Annotated in this window: 15 protein-coding genes; 7 read left to right on the top strand and 8 right to left on the bottom strand. The window is 68.7% G+C overall.

Annotated features, from left to right (window positions below):
• Positions 1 to 164 precede the first annotated feature (164 nt).
• Genes cysN through BCD48_RS40210 form a run of 5 tightly spaced genes read right to left on the bottom strand, consistent with a single transcriptional unit; the run spans position 165 to position 6,249 of the window.
• Positions 165 to 2,081: a sulfate adenylyltransferase subunit CysN gene (gene cysN, locus BCD48_RS40230; RefSeq protein ID WP_071053654.1), complete on the bottom strand. Its 1,917-nt coding sequence runs from the start codon at positions 2,079 to 2,081 to the stop codon at positions 165 to 167.
• Positions 2,081 to 2,989, bottom strand: coding sequence for a sulfate adenylyltransferase subunit CysD (cysD, locus tag BCD48_RS40225; protein WP_071053653.1), 909 nt, complete (start codon positions 2,987 to 2,989; stop codon positions 2,081 to 2,083). The genes cysN and cysD overlap by 1 nt, the downstream gene beginning before the upstream one ends.
• Complete coding sequence (locus tag BCD48_RS40220; protein ID WP_071053652.1) at positions 2,986 to 4,179, bottom strand: DUF1214 domain-containing protein; 1,194 nt, start codon at positions 4,177 to 4,179, stop codon at positions 2,986 to 2,988. Before BCD48_RS40220 ends, cysD begins: the two co-directional genes overlap by 4 nt.
• Positions 4,176 to 5,327 carry a sulfotransferase family protein gene (locus tag BCD48_RS40215; RefSeq protein WP_071053651.1) on the bottom strand — a complete coding sequence of 384 codons (1,152 nt, stop codon included), beginning with the start codon at positions 5,325 to 5,327 and terminating at the stop codon, positions 4,176 to 4,178. Before BCD48_RS40215 ends, BCD48_RS40220 begins: the two co-directional genes overlap by 4 nt.
• A gap of 4 nt (positions 5,328 to 5,331) precedes the next feature.
• Positions 5,332 to 6,249, bottom strand: a complete 918-nt coding sequence (locus BCD48_RS40210) for an NAD-dependent epimerase/dehydratase family protein (protein ID WP_083419945.1) — start codon at positions 6,247 to 6,249, stop codon at positions 5,332 to 5,334.
• Between the two features lie 57 nt (positions 6,250 to 6,306).
• On the opposite strand from BCD48_RS40210, the gene BCD48_RS40205 reads away from it, so the two are divergent.
• The 3 genes from BCD48_RS40205 to BCD48_RS40195 all read left to right on the top strand — a co-directional run bounded on the left by BCD48_RS40205 (position 6,307) and on the right by BCD48_RS40195 (position 9,472).
• Complete coding sequence (locus BCD48_RS40205) at positions 6,307 to 7,221, top strand: acyl-CoA thioesterase (RefSeq protein ID WP_071053650.1); 915 nt, start codon at positions 6,307 to 6,309, stop codon at positions 7,219 to 7,221.
• Entirely contained in the window at positions 7,218 to 7,793 is a 576-nt protein-coding gene (locus BCD48_RS40200) for a VOC family protein (protein ID WP_071053649.1), read from the top strand. Before BCD48_RS40205 ends, BCD48_RS40200 begins: the two co-directional genes overlap by 4 nt.
• 179 nt (positions 7,794 to 7,972) lie before the next feature.
• Positions 7,973 to 9,472: a class I adenylate-forming enzyme family protein gene (locus tag BCD48_RS40195; RefSeq protein ID WP_083419944.1), complete on the top strand. Its 1,500-nt coding sequence runs from the start codon at positions 7,973 to 7,975 to the stop codon at positions 9,470 to 9,472.
• Between the two features lie 21 nt (positions 9,473 to 9,493).
• Here the strand turns inward: BCD48_RS40195 and BCD48_RS56125 are convergent, their stop codons facing one another.
• Positions 9,494 to 9,691 carry an SDR family oxidoreductase gene (locus BCD48_RS56125; RefSeq protein WP_071053647.1) on the bottom strand — a complete coding sequence of 66 codons (198 nt, stop codon included), beginning with the start codon at positions 9,689 to 9,691 and terminating at the stop codon, positions 9,494 to 9,496.
• Positions 9,692 to 9,745: 54 nt separating this feature from the next.
• A complete protein-coding gene (locus BCD48_RS40185; protein WP_071053646.1) occupies positions 9,746 to 10,423 on the bottom strand; it encodes a GntR family transcriptional regulator in 678 nt (225 codons plus the stop codon).
• Between the two features lie 908 nt (positions 10,424 to 11,331).
• Here BCD48_RS40185 and BCD48_RS55210 point away from each other — a divergent pair.
• From BCD48_RS55210 to BCD48_RS40170, 3 genes are all read left to right on the top strand, one after another.
• Positions 11,332 to 11,466, top strand: coding sequence for a hypothetical protein (locus BCD48_RS55210; RefSeq protein ID WP_274536630.1), 135 nt, complete (start codon positions 11,332 to 11,334; stop codon positions 11,464 to 11,466).
• A 72-nt stretch (positions 11,467 to 11,538) separates the two neighbouring features.
• Positions 11,539 to 12,591, top strand: a complete 1,053-nt coding sequence (locus BCD48_RS40175) for a 2,3-butanediol dehydrogenase (RefSeq protein WP_071053644.1) — start codon at positions 11,539 to 11,541, stop codon at positions 12,589 to 12,591.
• Between the two features lie 14 nt (positions 12,592 to 12,605).
• A complete protein-coding gene (locus tag BCD48_RS40170) occupies positions 12,606 to 13,421 on the top strand; it encodes an SDR family NAD(P)-dependent oxidoreductase (RefSeq protein WP_071053643.1) in 816 nt (271 codons plus the stop codon).
• Positions 13,422 to 13,577: 156 nt separating this feature from the next.
• On the opposite strand, the gene BCD48_RS54540 is transcribed toward BCD48_RS40170, so the two are convergent.
• Positions 13,578 to 13,745, bottom strand: coding sequence for a TetR family transcriptional regulator (locus tag BCD48_RS54540; RefSeq protein WP_241842358.1), 168 nt, complete (start codon positions 13,743 to 13,745; stop codon positions 13,578 to 13,580).
• 172 nt (positions 13,746 to 13,917) lie between these two features.
• Between BCD48_RS54540 and BCD48_RS40165 the strand changes: the two genes are divergently transcribed.
• Positions 13,918 to 14,664: an NADPH-dependent F420 reductase gene (locus BCD48_RS40165; RefSeq protein ID WP_071053642.1), complete on the top strand. Its 747-nt coding sequence runs from the start codon at positions 13,918 to 13,920 to the stop codon at positions 14,662 to 14,664.
• Positions 14,665 to 15,174: the final 510 nt, after the last annotated feature.

The following is a 15,174-nucleotide window of genomic DNA, read 5'->3' as shown; positions in this document are numbered from 1 at the left end:
CGCCCGCCCGCCGAGCAGTCGATCGGGAAGCTCGGACCTGCTCGCGCATCTGCGGGCTCAGGCCGGGCTGGTGGGCGACGATGTCCGGCAACTGCTTGGCACCGCCTCACCGGCGAGGGTGGTGGCGACGTCGTGGCCGTTCATGCCGGCGGCCTCGCGGCTGGTCACGCGGGTGATCTCAGCAGCCCGGCAGCACGGAGGTGGTCGATCACGAGCTCGGCGGAGGTCTCCGCGGGCACAGCGCCGCTCGCGTCGACGTGGACCTCAGGGGCCTCGGGCGGCTCGTACGGGGAGTCGATGCCGGTGAAGTGCACCAGCTCGCCCCGGCGGGCCTTGGCGTACAGGCCCTTGCGGTCACGGGCTTCGGCGACCGACAGCGGGGCGTCCACGAATACCTCGACGAACTCGCCGTCGCCCAACAGGTCCCGGGCGAGGCGGCGCTCGGCCCGGAACGGTGAGATGAACGACGCGAGGACGATAAGGCCGGCGTCGACCATGACCTTGGCAACCTCGGCCGCTCGGCGGATGTTCTCGACGCGGTCGACGTCGGTGAAGCCCAGGTTCTTGTTGAGGCCGTGGCGCAGGTTGTCGCCGTCGAGGAGGTAGGTGTGGAAGCCCTGCTCGTGGAGCTTCTGCTCGACGAGGTTCGCGATCGTCGACTTCCCGGCGCCGGAGAGGCCTGTGAACCACACCAGTGTCGGACGCTGCCCCTTGAGGCGGGCCCGGGCCGCCTTGTCGACGTCGACGGCCTGCCAGTGCACGTTCTGGGCGCGGCGCAGGGCGAAGTGGATCATGCCGGCGGCCACGGTGTTGTTCGTGAACCGGTCGATGACGATGAAGCCGCCCATATCGCGGTTGTCGCGGTAGGCGTCGAACGCGATCGGCCGGTCGAGGCCGATGTTGCACACGCCGATCTCGTTGAGCTCGAGCGTCTTGGCGGCCAGGTGCTCGAGGGTGTTGACGTTGACCTTGTATTTCGGCGAGGCGATCGTGACGCCGACAGTGCTGGTGCCGAGCTTGAGCACGTACGGGCGCCCCGGCAGCATCTGGTCGTCGGACATCCAGACGATGTCAGCCTGGAACTGGTCGGCGACGCCGGCAGGGTCGTTGGCGGCGGTGAGGACGTCGCCCCGGCTCACGTCGATCTCGTCGTTGAGCGTGATGGTGACGGACTGGCCGGCGATGCCCTCATCGAGGTCGCCGTCGTAGGTGACGACCCGGGCGACAGTGCTCTCGCGGCCCGACGGCAGCACGCGGACCGGGTCACCCGGATGCACGGCGCCGCCGACGATCTCGCCAGAGAAGCCCCGGAAGTCGAGGTTTGGTCGGTTCACCCACTGGACGGGCATACGGAACGGCCCGGCGTGGAGGTCGTCGGCGACCTCGATCGTCTCCAGGTGCTCGATGAGGCTCGGGCCGCTGTACCAGGGGGTGCTCTCCGACGGGCCCGTGATGTTGTCGCCGCGCAGCGCCGAGATCGGGATGGACACGATGTCGGTGAGGCCGATGCCCGACGCGAACTCGCGGTAGTCGGCCTCGATGGCGTCGAAGGTCGCCTGCGAGTAGCCGACGAGGTCGAGCTTGTTGACCGCCAGCACGACGTGGCGGATACCGAGCAGCGACACCAGGAAGCTGTGGCGGCGGGTCTGGGTGAGCACGCCCCTGCGGGCGTCGATGAGGATCACGGCCAGCTCGGTGGTGGACGCGCCGGTGACCATGTTGCGCGTGTACTGCTCGTGGCCGGGCGTGTCGGCGACGATGAACTTGCGCCGCTCGGTCGAGAAGAACCGGTAGGCGACGTCGATCGTGATGCCCTGCTCGCGCTCGGCGGCGAGGCCGTCGACGAGGAGGGCGAAGTCGAGGTCACCGCCCTGGGTGCCGACCCTCTTCGAGTCGGACTCGAGGGCGGCCAGGTGGTCCTCGAAAACCAGCTTCGAGTCGTAGAGCAGCCGGCCGATCAGCGTGCTCTTCCCGTCGTCCACGCTGCCGCAGGTGATGAACCGCAGCAACGTCTTGTGCTCGTGCTGGTCGAGGTAGGCCTCGATGCCGGTGGCGGCCAGCTCGCCCGTGGCGTGGGCCATCAGAAGTAGCCCTCCTGCTTCTTGCGCTCCATCGACGCCGACTGGTCATGGTCGATGGCGCGGCCCTGCCGCTCCGAGGTCGTCATGAGCAGCATCTCCTGGATGATCTCGGGGAGCGTCGATGCCTCGCTCTCAATGGCGCCTGTCAGCGGGTAGCAGCCCAACGTCCGGAACCGCACCGACTTCAGCTGCGGTTCCTCGCCCGGCTTGAGTCGCATCCGGTCGTCGTCGACCATGATCAGCATCCCGTCACGCTCGACGACCGGGCGCGTCGCCGCCAGGTAGAGCGGCACGATCGGGATCTCCTCCCGGTGGATGTACTGCCAGATGTCGAGCTCGGTCCAGTTCGACAGCGGGAACACCCGCACCGACTCGCCGTGCGCCTTGCGGGCGTTGTAGAGCCGCCACAGCTCCGGGCGCTGCTGCTTCGGGTCCCACCGGTGCTGCGCCGTGCGGATCGAGAACACCCGCTCCTTCGCCCGCGACTTCTCCTCGTCGCGCCGTGCGCCACCGAAGGCCAGGTCGAAGCCGTAGTGGTCCAGCGCCTGCTTCAACCCTTCGGTCTTCCACATGTCGGTGTGCACCGATGAGCCGTGGTCGAACGGGTTGATGCCCTTCTCCACGCACTCGGGGTTCTGGTATACGAGCAGCTCCGCGCCGAGGTCGGCAGTGAGCTTGTCCCGGAGCTCGTACATCGCCCGGAACTTCCAGGTCGTGTCGACGTGCAGCAGCGGGAACGGGGGCGGCGACGGATGGAACGCCTTCACCGCCAGGTGCAGCATCACCGAGCTGTCCTTGCCGACCGAGTACAGCATCACCGGCTTCTCCGCTTCGGCCACGGCCTCGCGGAGGATCTGGATGCTCTCGGCCTCTAACCGCTGGAGGTGGGTCTGCGTAGCCGTGTTCACCAGATCCGCCGTAGCTGCGCGCCCTCGCGGCGGATCCGCAGTTGCTGTGCCCGTTCGGCTGGCGTGACCGGTGCGGTGTCAGGTGGTAGGTGCTTGCGCACGTCGGTGACGGGCACCTTGGTCACGGTGGCCTCGGGATATTCGTTGGCCCGGTAGAAGCGGGCCTGGAGGATTCCCCATGGGAAGTCGGCCTTGTCGAGCCAGTTGTGCACACCGGGGTCCTGCTTTGAGACGACGCCCCGGAACCAGCCGTCGCCGTCGACGCGGGCTTGCACGTCGTTGAGGCTCGACTGGCGGTTCACCCAGTCAACGGTGGAGAACCGGTCGTCGGCCACGAGGATCTGCCAGTAGCGGCACTCGGTCGGTACGGGGAACTCGACGATCAGGGCCTCGTCGTCGGCGATCTGGTGGATGCCGTCGTAGTAGGCCTGCTTCGCCAGGCCGCCGGCGTTCTCGATCCACTGGGAGCGCAGCAGGACGTTGATGCCGTGGTGCTCCCGGTAGTACCGGACGAGCTGCATGTCGAACCGGATCATCCCGTCGATCCACTCGGCCATGTCCGAGAACCGGCGGGCGATGTCGGCCGGCGCCATGTCCTCGCCGGGGTCGTCCAGGCGGTTGATCGCCACCCGGGCGTCGACCTCGTGCGTCCAGTCGCACGCGCATTTCCGCATGAGGAGCTTGCGCGTACGGGGATCGAGCGGCCACCAGTCGCCGCTATAACCGTCCGGACGCGCGGCGCTGAGGATCATCCGGAAGGAGCCGTCGTCGCCGATCGTGAGCTCGTCGAGGTCGTTGGTGACCCGCAGCGGTGGCGTGTCCCGGCGCTCGAAGTGCTTCGGGCTGGTCATGTCCGATTCCTGCTGCGTGATCTCGACGAACCGGGTCGTGCCGCGGTAGCCCGAGATCTCGTACACGCCGTTCGGGTCGACCTCCGTCGTCAGGTACACGTAGTCGGGGTTGGGTCCGCCCTGGTTGCACGCGTAGTTCCACAGCGGCATGAACACTGGCCGGCGGGCATCGGTGTAGACCCGGCACAGGTAGCCGCACGCGAGGATCGACAGGGCGAGCTTGTTCATGTCCTGCGCCTCGGCCTCGGTCGCGCCGTCCGGCCGCCAGGTGGCCGTGAGGTTCTCGGCCACGCCTTCGAGTGCCCGCATCTGGTCGGTCCATGTGGGGAGCGCGGTCATCGCTTCAAGCCTTCCAACGCCACGTCGAAGTGCCGGATGTAGAAGTCGTAGTCGGATCGGATCTGAGCGGCGCTCAGGCCGAACTGCTCGGCGGTGTACCGGTGCGCGCCCGCGGCGCCCATCTGGTTGGCCCGCTGCCAGTCGAGGATCGTCTGCTCGACCGCTGGCGTGAGGTCGAAGCCAAGCCACTCGTAGATCCGCCGGATCGTGCCCTTCGGATCGGACACGAGGTCACGGTGATGGACGTCGAGGAACCGGTCCTCGCCGATCCGCCCCCGGGCCTCGATGGCATGCTCCATGCCGATGCGCAGGTGGTCGCAGATCTCCCGACCGAGCCCATGCGGATCGCGCCCGCCGTCAGCTGGCGGCATGATCGACGACACGAGGCTCGTGTACGAGGGCACCACCTTGGCCGGGTCGCGATGGGTCATGACGAAGCGGATGTCCGGATACGCCGCCGCCAGCCCGTCGAGGTGGAACTTGTGGTGCGGCGCCTTGAACAGCCACAGGTCCGGCGGGCGCCGCGACCCGAGCAGTTTCACCACGCGACGGTGGTACCGATAGGTCGAGGTCAGGTCGGCCTCCCGCCACCAGTCGCGGTAGCCGGGCACCGGCAGCACCATCTGCTGGCCGTGGAAGGCCATGCCGAGAAGCTCGGTGTCCTCCATCGTGGCGTCGATCTCGAGGATGTGCATCGCCCGGTGCTCCGTCGACCGGCGCTCCTGGGCGGCGATGAACTCCAGCCGTCTGGGGTCGTCGGCCTCGTCGTCCCGCGTCGGCGGTGGACACGGTTTGGTCTGCTCCCAGCCTCGGAGGCAGCGGAACTGCGGGTCGAACGACAGCATGTCGGCGAGCGCCGTGGTGCCCGTGCGGGGCAGGCCGCTGATGTCGACCGGCCCGCGTACGGGGACGTCGTCGACCTCGGGGTGCTCGCGGTACCAGGCCTCGACCTCGAGGCGATTGACGAGCCGCCGGCGGAAGTCACCGATCACGGCCGCGTCGGCGCCGGGGCTCAGGTCGCCGTCGCGCTCGAGGCTGTCGAGCAGCACCGTGAGTCCGTCGCGGAAGTCGCCGGGGCCGAAGTCGGACAGCCCGGTCTGCTCGGCGGCCTCGTCGAGCAGCTGGTCGGCGGAGGGATAGCGCCCCATCGGCTCAGCTCGCCTTCACGCGATCGGGATACATGTGCGCGGCCATGCGCCGGAAGCCGTCGCGCCAGTCCACCCGGCAGGGGCCGGTGATGGCGGACCGCGTGGTGCGGTCACCTACGGAGCCGAGCGATGCGCCGGGGACGGGCTCGACGACCACCTTGGCGTCGACGCCGAGCAGGTCACCGAAGTACGCCGACCACTGCTGTACGGTCACCGGCTCGTCGCCCGCCCAGTTCACGATCCTCGCCGGCACGCTGGCGGCATCGAGGAGCGACTCGAACTGGGCGTTGATGTCGTCATAGTGGATCGGGCTGTACGGCAGGGGGTCCCAACGGGCCACCACCGGCCGGCCCGCGGCGATGGCGTGCAGGTACCACGCGGGAAGACCGCCGCGGTCGCCGTAGGCGCTGCCCATCCGGGCGATGGTGATGGGAAGGTCGAACGCCCGGGCGCAGTAACGGGCCACCGCCTCCTCGGCGATCTTGCCGATGGAGTATGGCTTCGGTTCGGGCAGGCCGGCGTCGCCCAGTGGGTCGTCCTCCCGGAAGGGGTGCCACGGATCGGCATGCGGCTTGTAGACGGTCAACGTCGACATCACCAGCGCCGCCTTCGCCGTGCGGCAGTGCGCCAGCAGGAGCCCCGTTCCCTCGCCGTTGACCCGTAGGGCCCGCTCGTAGTCGTTCCCGAAGTCCGCGGCGATGTGTAACAGGTACGTGAAGTCGGACGGCAGATCACCGAAGTCGCCATCGCCGATGTCCAGGGCGCGGGTCGTCACTCCCAACGCCTCGACCTCGGCACGAGCCGCGGGATCGCCGAAGCGCGAGACGCCCCACACCTCGTTGTCGGCCGCCAGCGTCTCGGCGAGACCGAAGGCGATGCGGCCTGCCGGCCCGGTAATCAGGATCTTCTCGCCACTCAGCATCCGCGCCCCTCTCGATGGATCTCTGATCTTTGATCCAAGATGGCCTAGACTAGTCGTGTGGACTCGCCCGCGCATCCCCGTCTCGACACAGCGCTGCTCGACGCACTCGACGCCCTCCTCGGCGCCCTCGAGCCGCAACGGCTGACCGAAGATCGTTTCCGAGTGCCGCCCGACGCCGTCCGCGCGCCCGGACGGGTCTACGGCGGTCAGCTCCTCGCACAGGCCCTCGTCGCCGCCGGCAGCTCGGTGAGCGGGAAGGCCCCGCACTCGCTGCACGCCGCCTTCGTCCGGGCCGGAACCCCGGGCCGTCCGCTGGACCTGACCGTCGACCGCGTGCGTGACGGCCGCTCGATGTCCACCCGGCAGGTCACCGTGCTCGAGGACGACAAGCCACTGCTCGTCGCCATCGTCTCGTTCCACGACGGCGGCGCCGAGTCCAGCGCGACCGCCCCCGCCCCTCCGGCACCCCCACCGGACGACGTGCCGCTCCTGCAGCAGTGGGCTCGTCAACTCCCGGCCGACATGCGACAGCACGGACGTCACTGGATCGAGCAGCCTCCGCCGGTCGAGATGCGGATCAGCGAGGCGCCCTCGTTCCTCGGCGGACCGCGGGCTCCCACAACCGCGAGCGCGACGAGGTCGCACTGGATGCGGCTCCCGCGCGCCGTGGGCGACGACCCACTGCTGCACACGGCGCTCCTCGCCTACGCCAGCGACTTCCTCCTGATGGACATGGTTTTCCGAGCGCACCCGGGAGCGGCCGGGCCGGGCAGGTCGAACGGCCTGAGCCTGGATCACGCCATCTGGTTCCACCGACCAGCGCGATTCGACCGATGGCACCTTCACACCCAGGAAACGCTCGCCATCGCCGGCAACCGAGGCCTCACACACGGGGCGATCCACGACGCCGACGGTCATCTCGTTGCCACCGTCATGCAGGAGGTCCTTGTGCTCCCGGTGACCGCGCCATGAGCCCGATCGAGCACCCCCTGTTCCAGCAACCGTGGCCCGAAGGCGACTACCGGTTCTTCCAGCTGGGTTTCCTCGTCGACGACGTGCTCGCCGCCGCGGCCAAGTGGGCCCGGGTCTTCGGCGTCGGCCCGTTCCACGTCATGCCCGCCTCCGACCAGCACGCGACCTACCGCGGCACCCAGGCCACGATCACGATCCGGGTCGCGGTCGCGCAGACCGGCCCGGTCCAGATCGAGCTGATCCAACAGCTCTGCGACCGCCCCAGCGTGTTCCGCGAGTGGAGCCGCGACGGAACCCGCGCGTTCCACCAGCTGGCGACCGTCACCCCCGATTACGACGGGAAGAAGGCCCACTACCAGGAGCTGGGCTACGAGATCGCCGCCGAGAGCCGGTCCTCCGGCAGGTTCCGCGTCGCCTACGTCGACACGGTCGCGGACTTCGGGTTCTACACCGAGGTGATCGAGAGCACGCCCGGATTCCTGGCCAACCTGAGCAAACTCGCGCGGGCGTCCGCGGCCTGGGACGGCACCGACCCCCTTCGCCTGCTCGGCCCCGACGGGAGGGCGCAGTGATCTCGCGGCCCGCGGTCGGTCAGCTCGCGGTCGGCGTGCGAAGGACGCGAGGCTGCTCCTCGGGGCGAGCTCGTCGAGGCGGCGTCGGGGAAGACAGGTGACAATCGTCCAACAGGAGATCTTCGAGCCGGTGCTCGTCGTGATCCCGACCGTCACGTGGCCCGGGGACTGACGAGAGAATGGGAGAGCAGGCAGTGGCCGAGCACGAGGGCACGGAGGACGAGCCGACGAGCAACGTCGAGCGCCTGCGGGCGCTCGCGGCGGCACGTCCGGACGAGGTGGCCTACGTCCACCTGGCCGTGGACGGCGGCGGGCGATCGGTCACCTGGCACGAGCTGGACGAGCGGTCCAGCCAGGTTGCGGGGGCCTTTGCCGGGCGGGGCGTCGGCTTTGGCGACCTCGTCGGGTTGGGAGTCCGCAATTCCCCGGAGCTCGTGTTCTCGGTGCTGGCCACGTGGAAGCTGGGGGCGATCCCGGTGCCGGTCCGGTGGGACGTCCCCGACTGGGAGTTGGAGCGCCTGAAGCAGGCGATCGACCCGGCGCTCTACATCAGCGCCGACGACCTCGGTTGGATTCGTGACACCACAGGCGACCCGGTGCCGCGGTTTCCGCCCGTGATCTCGCCGAACGTCAACGGCATCTGCAGCAGCGGCTCGACCGGCACCCCGAAGGTGATCCTCCTGCACGCCCCAGCCGTCTTCAACCCGATGTTCAGCATCCCGATCGCACAGGAGTGGGGCCTGGCGATCACCCGGCCGCAGCGCATCCTCGTGCTGGCGCCCATGTACCACGTCAACGCGTTCGCCACCATCCACAGCATGCTGACCGGCGACCAGTTGTTCGTGGTGGAGAAGTTCAACGCCGGACAGATCGTGGACACGGTCGGCCGCCACCAGATCACAACGTTTACCGCCACGCCAACGATGCTGCAGCGGATCGCGGACCTGCGCGGGGTCGACGAGCGTGACCTGTCCAGCCTCGAGTGGATACTGCAGGGCGCGGCACCGATGCCGCCATCGCTGGTCCACCGGTGGGCCGACCTGATCGGCGCCGAGAAGATCATCATGGCCTACGGCGGCACTGAAGGCCTCGGGCTCACCGTCCTGGACGGCACGGAGTGGATGGACCACCGGGGCAGCGTCGGACGCGGCTTCCGCGGCGCGGAGATCCGCATCCTCGACGACGAGGGCACGGACCTGCCGACGGGCGAGATCGGCCAGGTCTTCATGCGGCCGCCGGACGGGTACGGAGGCGCCACCTACCTCGGTGACGTGCCGGACATCCCCTGGACCGACGACGGCTTCGGGTCCTACGGCGACATGGGCTACCTCGACGAGGACGGCTATCTGTACCTCGCCGACCGTCGGGTGGACCTCATCGTCACCGGGGGCGCGAACGTGTTCCCGGCCGAGGTCGAAGCCGCTCTCATCGACCACCCGAAGGTCGCCGACGTGGTGGTGGTCGGCCTGAAGGACGTCGAGTGGGGGCGGCGGGTGCACGCCATCGTCGAGCCGGCCAACCGGAACGACCCGCCGACCTTCGACGAGGTCAAGGCGTACGTGAGGAGCCGGCTCCTCCCCTACAAGGTGCCGAAGTCATTCGAGATCGTCGACGCCGTCCCCCGCAGCGAGGCAATGAAGGTCAACCGCGGGCGCCTCGTCGACGAGCGGGGTGGCTGAACGTCCCGCTCGCCACCGGAATCAGACGTCGTCGATCCCGCCGAGGTGGGGTGCGCAGTCGACCGAGAGGGTCTGCCCGGTGACGTACGACGCCGCGTCGCTGGCGAGGTAGAGAACAACCCAGGCCACTTCGTCCGGTCGACCGGTCGCGGCCACGACGCCGGTACCGCCACCGGTCACGATCGCGACCCGGCCCGTCAGATCGAAGACATCGTCCATGCCGCGAAGTTCCGCAGAAACCTTGGATCAAAGACGCGCCTGACCCGAACGGATCTACGATCCGGCGTCGCCGCTGAGCACACCGCGTCGCTCGAGCTCCTCGACGACGTGCTGGCCGGCGTCACGGAAGTCGTCGACTCGGTAGCGGGCCGCCTTCTCCCCGTCGCCGACGGCGATGGCGCGCACGACGCGGGCGTGTGCGTTCACGGTGTCGTCGTGGCTGCGGTTGATGCTGATGCGGAACACCAGCGGCAGGTATCCGGTGAAGGCGCGGAGCTCGGCGCGGAGGCGGCGCGAACCGCCGGCGCGGTGCTCGGTGGTGAGGATCGTGCGCACGAGCTCGACCATGCGATCCCGGTCGTTCGGCGGCACGGCCCGGAGCTCGTCGATCAGGCCTTCGAGGGCCAGGATCACTCCCCGGTCCTGCTCCTCGGCGAGTCGTCGGACGGCAACGCCGCTGAGCAGGCCGATGATCTCGAAGTCGTCAATGATCGACTTGGCGTCGAACGGCTCGACGAAAACCCCCCGGTGATACGTCGAGGTAACGATGCCGTCCCGCTCCAGCATCACGATGGCTTCGCGGACCGGGAGCCGGCTAACGTCGAGCTTGTGGCACACCTCGTCAAGATCGATCCGGTCGCCTGACTTGAGGCGCCCTTCGAAGATCTGCTCGAGTATGTAGTCCGCGACGGCAGCGCTCGTCTTGGTTCGAGGGATGGAACGGGTCGCCACAGCGGATGATCCTTGCGGGGATCGATGATCGTACCGAGCACCGGAGCTTGTTTGCTGGGCGACAATACCACGGACCTTGAGGTCGACGACCGTATCCCAGTCGAGGCCGAGGTCGGCGAGTCGGGTGTCGCGGTGCTCGTTGAACTCCGGGGCGCCGCGGATGGTGGCAGGCCGCCCGTTGAACCACGCGGGGGTGGCGACGAGCTCGAAGGGGATACCGAACGTCGTCTGGCAGCGTTGTATCTACCCGTCGGCGAAGGACTCAGGGTCGTTGACTGAGCGTATGGGCCTTGTCGCCACAGCGGGGCTTCGGGTTCGGCCGGGCCTTCGCGGCGGACCGCGTCCGGCGTCGCGTCGGCTGGTTGAGTCGGCGGCTTCTCGAGAAAGCTCCTGCTCAGGGTGGTCTGCACCATCGGGGGATGCCCGTTGGCAGTGGCCGACGGACAGCACCTCGGGCGATCACCCCACCGCGCCGCAGTCGAGCGGAGTAGACCGGTCGTGTCCCCGCATCGCCACAACTGGCCCCCGCTATCAGGGGTGGAACTGAGTGCACGATTCGGCATAGAGTCCCGGACGAGTCCCGATGGACACATGATCACAACTGCGGGCGCCAGTGCGTGCCGACCTCCGTGGTCCGCGTCCCGGGCTCGTCCTAAGACACGAGGGGGGACAGATGACCAAGGCACTGGACGGCATCGGCTGGGTGCGGCCCGGGACCTGGGCTTACAGAGCCCGCTCGAGGCGCGACTCGCACCAGCGGCAACAGGTGGGTTCGGCCGGCTGTCGCTGAGTCCACTGGACGTGGCGTTGACAGAGGAGGCGGCATCACGCCCCCGGGACCTGGGGCGCAGGGTGTGGGACGCCGCGGTCCGTCGCGTTCACAGGCCGATGCCGGCATTCAGGTGCAGGTGGAGTTCCTGGCGATGATGGCCATCAGCGACCTGCCGAGTGCGGCGGCCGCCGTGCAGGCCGCCGACCGTGCGAACGGCAGGCTGGTGTTCGACACCCGGCACTTCTTCCGCGGCAACCGCGACCGGCGGTGACTCCCGCCGGTGACTCCCGGCATGTTTCGGCTAGGTCGTCTGACCTGCAATCCCCCTCGTTAGGCGGTGGGCATGATCGCGGCAAGGCTGCATGGTCCTGAAGACATTCGGATCGAGGAGGTTCCCGAACCGGAACCGGCCGCGGGCCAGGTGAAGGTGGCCGTCGCCCACAACGGGCTGTGCGGCACCGACCTGGCCGAGATCTTCTGCGGGCCGCGGGCCTGCACGAACACGCCGCACCCGCTCACCGGCGGCGTACTGCCCCAGATTCCAGGTCACGAGTTCGCCGGGGTGGTGGCCGCTGTCGGAGCGGACGTCTCCGACGTCGCCGTCGGCGACCGGGTCTGTGTCGAGCCTTTGTACTCGTGCGGCGACTGCGATCGCTGCCGCGTGGGGCTGCGGCAGCTGTGCCGCCTGGTCACGACGCACGGGATCTGTTCCCCTGGGGGTGGGCTGGCCCAGTACACGGTCGTGCCACGCGCGATGGTGCATCACCTCCCGGCGTCGATGTCGCTGGCCGACGGCGCGCTCGTGGAGCCCATGTCGGTCGCGTTCAACGGGGTACTGCGCTCCGGCGTCGAGCCCGGCCAGTCTGCTCTCGTGTTCGGCGCCGGGCCGATCGGGATCGGCGTCATGTTCGGCCTGCGTGCCGTCGGGGTGGAGGACATCTTGCTCGTCGAGCCGGCGCCGGCTCGACGAGCGGCGATCGTGGCGCTCGGCGTCGCGGACGTCATCGACCCGGCGACGTCGGATGTCACGGATGAGGTGCGCCACCGGACGGCGGGCCGGGGTGTCGACGTCGCGGTGGACTGTGCCGGGGCGGAGGCCACCTTCAGCCTCGCCCCGGCCGTGCTACGGGCACGTGGGAGGTACGTCGGGATCGGCTTCTCGGATCGAGCGGTTTCCTTCACCCCATGGGTGCTGACCCGCGGGGAGATCGAGCTCACCGGATCGTTGGGGTACGCCCCCGGCGTGTTCCCCCGCGTGATCGAGCTCATCGCCAAGGGCGCCTATCCGGCAAAGGGCTGGGTCGAGCAGGTCAGCCTCTACGAGCTTCATGACGTCCTCGACGACCTACGCGAAGGCCGGCGCACAAAGGTTCTCGTCGACCTCCCGACCCGCTGACAAAGGAGAGCACGGTGAAGACCGGGTTAGCTGGCCGCACGGTGGTGGTCACCGGCGGGAATGCCAATATCGGCCGGGCGACAGCCCTTGCGTTCGCTGCCGAGGGGGCAGGCGTGGTAATCGTCGGTCGCGACGAGGTGCAGGGCCGGCGGGTATGCGAGCAGCTGTGGGAGTACGGCGCCAAGGACGTGCTCTGGCAGGCCGCCGACGTCACCGACCGCGCTCAGGTCGGCGATGTGGTCATGGCCGTGCGCGAGCAGTTCGGCGGGGTCGACGTGCTGGTGAACAATGTGGGCGGCAACGTCGACCTGGACGCGTTCGTGGACTCAGGTCCCACGACGTGGGAGCTGGACATCGCGTTGAACATCATCAGCACGTTGAACTGCACCCACGCGGTGCTCCCCGGGATGATCTCGCAGGGAAGCGGGCGGATTATCAACATCGGGTCGACGTCCGGTATGATCGGCGATCCTTTGCTGGCGGTCTCCTCGGCGATGAAAGGCGCTGTGTACGCGTTTACCAAGGTCCTCGCCAAGGAAGTCGGCAAGCAGGGCATCACCGTGAACGCGATCGCGACCTACGGCACACTCCCGCAGGACCCCGGGCAGGACATCAGCTCCGGTAGCCGCTGGCACCCGGGCGGGGTCTTCGGGCGACTCGCCGCGACCGGAACCGAGGAGATGCACCCGATCGGCCGTCGCACCCTGTTGCGGCGCCATTTCGCCTACCCGGCTGAGATCGGTGCCGCCGTCGTCTACCTGGCCTCCGATGCCGCCGCGTTCGTCACCGGCCATGTCCTTTCCGTGGACGGCGGCACGCAGCTCGCCTGAGGCCCAGCCGTTCCCGGCCGACGGTAAGGCTCGATGACGGTGTCCAGCGCCCGCCGTGGTGCCGTCCAGTCGTCCTCATCAGCGGCGCGCAGGGCGTCGGCGACAGGGTAGCCCTGTGCGTCGAAGCGCTCAGGACGCCGTCTCCTTGCTGCCGAACTAGCGCAGGAAGGTGTCGCGGGACACGCCAGCGGCCGCGGCTAGGTCGTTGATGGTGACGTTCTCGAAGCCTCCGCGGCGGAACAGCTCGACGGCCACCTGGCCCAGCCTGGCCCGCACGGCGGCCCGTGTGATGCCCCGCGTGTTCGGGCGCGCTGTTTCGGTCACCTCGCGACCCTGCCCTCGGTCCCGGACCCGGTTTGCAGAAGCGACCCCAGGTTGCTAGTTTGACACGCAGCTTCATCTCTTCGATTTAGCGTCGTTATCGAATCTATATTCCAGGCCCTGCACGGCCGTCCTACGACGCCGCGTCGCCTGGCTGGAACGGAGGCATCGCACGGTGGCCAAAACTCTCGGGCTTATCGGCAGCGGCATGATCGGCAGCGCGCTGGCCCGCCTCGCAGTCAGCGCCGGTCTGGAGGTCGTGGTGAGTAACTCCCGTGGCCCCGAGACCCTCGCCGACCTCGTCGCCGAACTCGGCGAGCACGCGCGGGCGGCCACCCCGGCCGAAGCCGCCTGGGCTGCCGATCTGGTCGTGGCGACCGTCCCGCTGGCGGGGTACGAGCGGCTCCCCGCGGCGGGCCTTGCGGGCAAGACCGTGATCGACACGATGAACTACTATCCGGAGCGCGACGGCCGCATCGCGGAGCTGGACGCGGGGACGCTTACCTCCAGCGCCCTGGTGCAGCGGCACCTAGCCGAATCCCAGGTGGTCAAGGCTTTCAACAACGTCGACTTCCGGCGGCTGTTCCTGCTCGCCCGGCCCGCTGACGCCCCGGATCGCAGCTCCCTGCCCATCGCTGGTGACGATAGGGCGGCCAAGGCGCAGGTGGCCCGGCTGCTGGATACGCTTGGCTACGACGCGGTGGACATCGGCACGCTCGCCGACAGCTGGCGCAGCGAACCCGGCACCCCGGTCTACGTCCAGCCCTACATTGCGACACGGCCCAAGGAAATGGACCAGGAAGAGACGCAGCGCTGGTTCTTCGAAACTCCGGGAGTTCCAGTACCCGCGGGGCAGGTGAAGGAGCTGACGGACATGGCCGTCCGCCGCTCCGCGGGCGATGCCCGCGCGACCCTCGGCTGAGCCTTGACAAGGCGACGCGGATATTGGTCCCGCGGCGGATGTCGGTCATGGACCGTCGCTCTTGAACGGCGGCGCCGGTAGTCTCCGCCCTCGGGCCGGAGCGCCGGCGGCGAAAGGGGCCAGCACGTGGTGCATGTACGGTCAGCCGACCTTCGGGTTAAGGTGCCGTCTTCCGAACCCACGTCGTACGGCCGCCAGAGCCTTGGCCGGTAAATCGCTCCGGACTCCTCCGACAGCGGGCGCACTGTGCTGCCAGGGCTCTGTAGATATCGAAAATCAAGATCTGGATCAAGGCTTGGTCAAAACTCGCCAAGGCCATGGACTTCACCCATCCGGCCACCGCGGCAGTTACCGGTCTTGCCCAGCGCCCCGCAGTACATTCGGGCGACACAGGGGGAGGCATTCCCGCCCTTCTTCGGCGCAAGACTGAGGCCGTGTCGGCGGAGGCCTCCCGCGCGGCGGTGCTCACCCACCTGGGTGAGCACCGCCGCGATGATGACAAAGGAGCCG

This window comes from Pseudofrankia coriaricola (assembly GCF_001854805.1).
Classification (GTDB): domain Bacteria; phylum Actinomycetota; class Actinomycetes; order Frankiales; family Frankiaceae; genus Pseudofrankia.
Note: the sequence above shows the minus strand (reverse complement) of the source record. Positions and strands in the feature narration are given on the sequence as shown.

What these genes read in the sequence shown, in the direction of transcription:
- BCD48_RS56125 (WP_071053647.1), bottom strand. Translation starts at nt 9,691, where the DNA reads ATGGACGATGTCTTCGATCTGACGGGCCGGGTCGCGATCGTGACCGGT.
- BCD48_RS40220 (WP_071053652.1), bottom strand. Translation starts at nt 4,179, where the DNA reads ATGACCGCGCTCCCCACATGGACCGACCAGATGCGGGCACTCGAAGGC.
- cysN (WP_071053654.1), bottom strand. Translation starts at nt 2,081, where the DNA reads ATGGCCCACGCCACGGGCGAGCTGGCCGCCACCGGCATCGAGGCCTAC.
- BCD48_RS40195 (WP_083419944.1), top strand. Translation starts at nt 7,973, where the DNA reads ATGGGAGAGCAGGCAGTGGCCGAGCACGAGGGCACGGAGGACGAGCCG.
- BCD48_RS40200 (WP_071053649.1), top strand. Translation starts at nt 7,218, where the DNA reads ATGAGCCCGATCGAGCACCCCCTGTTCCAGCAACCGTGGCCCGAAGGC.
- BCD48_RS40215 (WP_071053651.1), bottom strand. Translation starts at nt 5,327, where the DNA reads ATGGGGCGCTATCCCTCCGCCGACCAGCTGCTCGACGAGGCCGCCGAG.
- BCD48_RS40210 (WP_083419945.1), bottom strand. Translation starts at nt 6,249, where the DNA reads ATGCTGAGTGGCGAGAAGATCCTGATTACCGGGCCGGCAGGCCGCATC.
- BCD48_RS40175 (WP_071053644.1), top strand. Translation starts at nt 11,539, where the DNA reads ATGATCGCGGCAAGGCTGCATGGTCCTGAAGACATTCGGATCGAGGAG.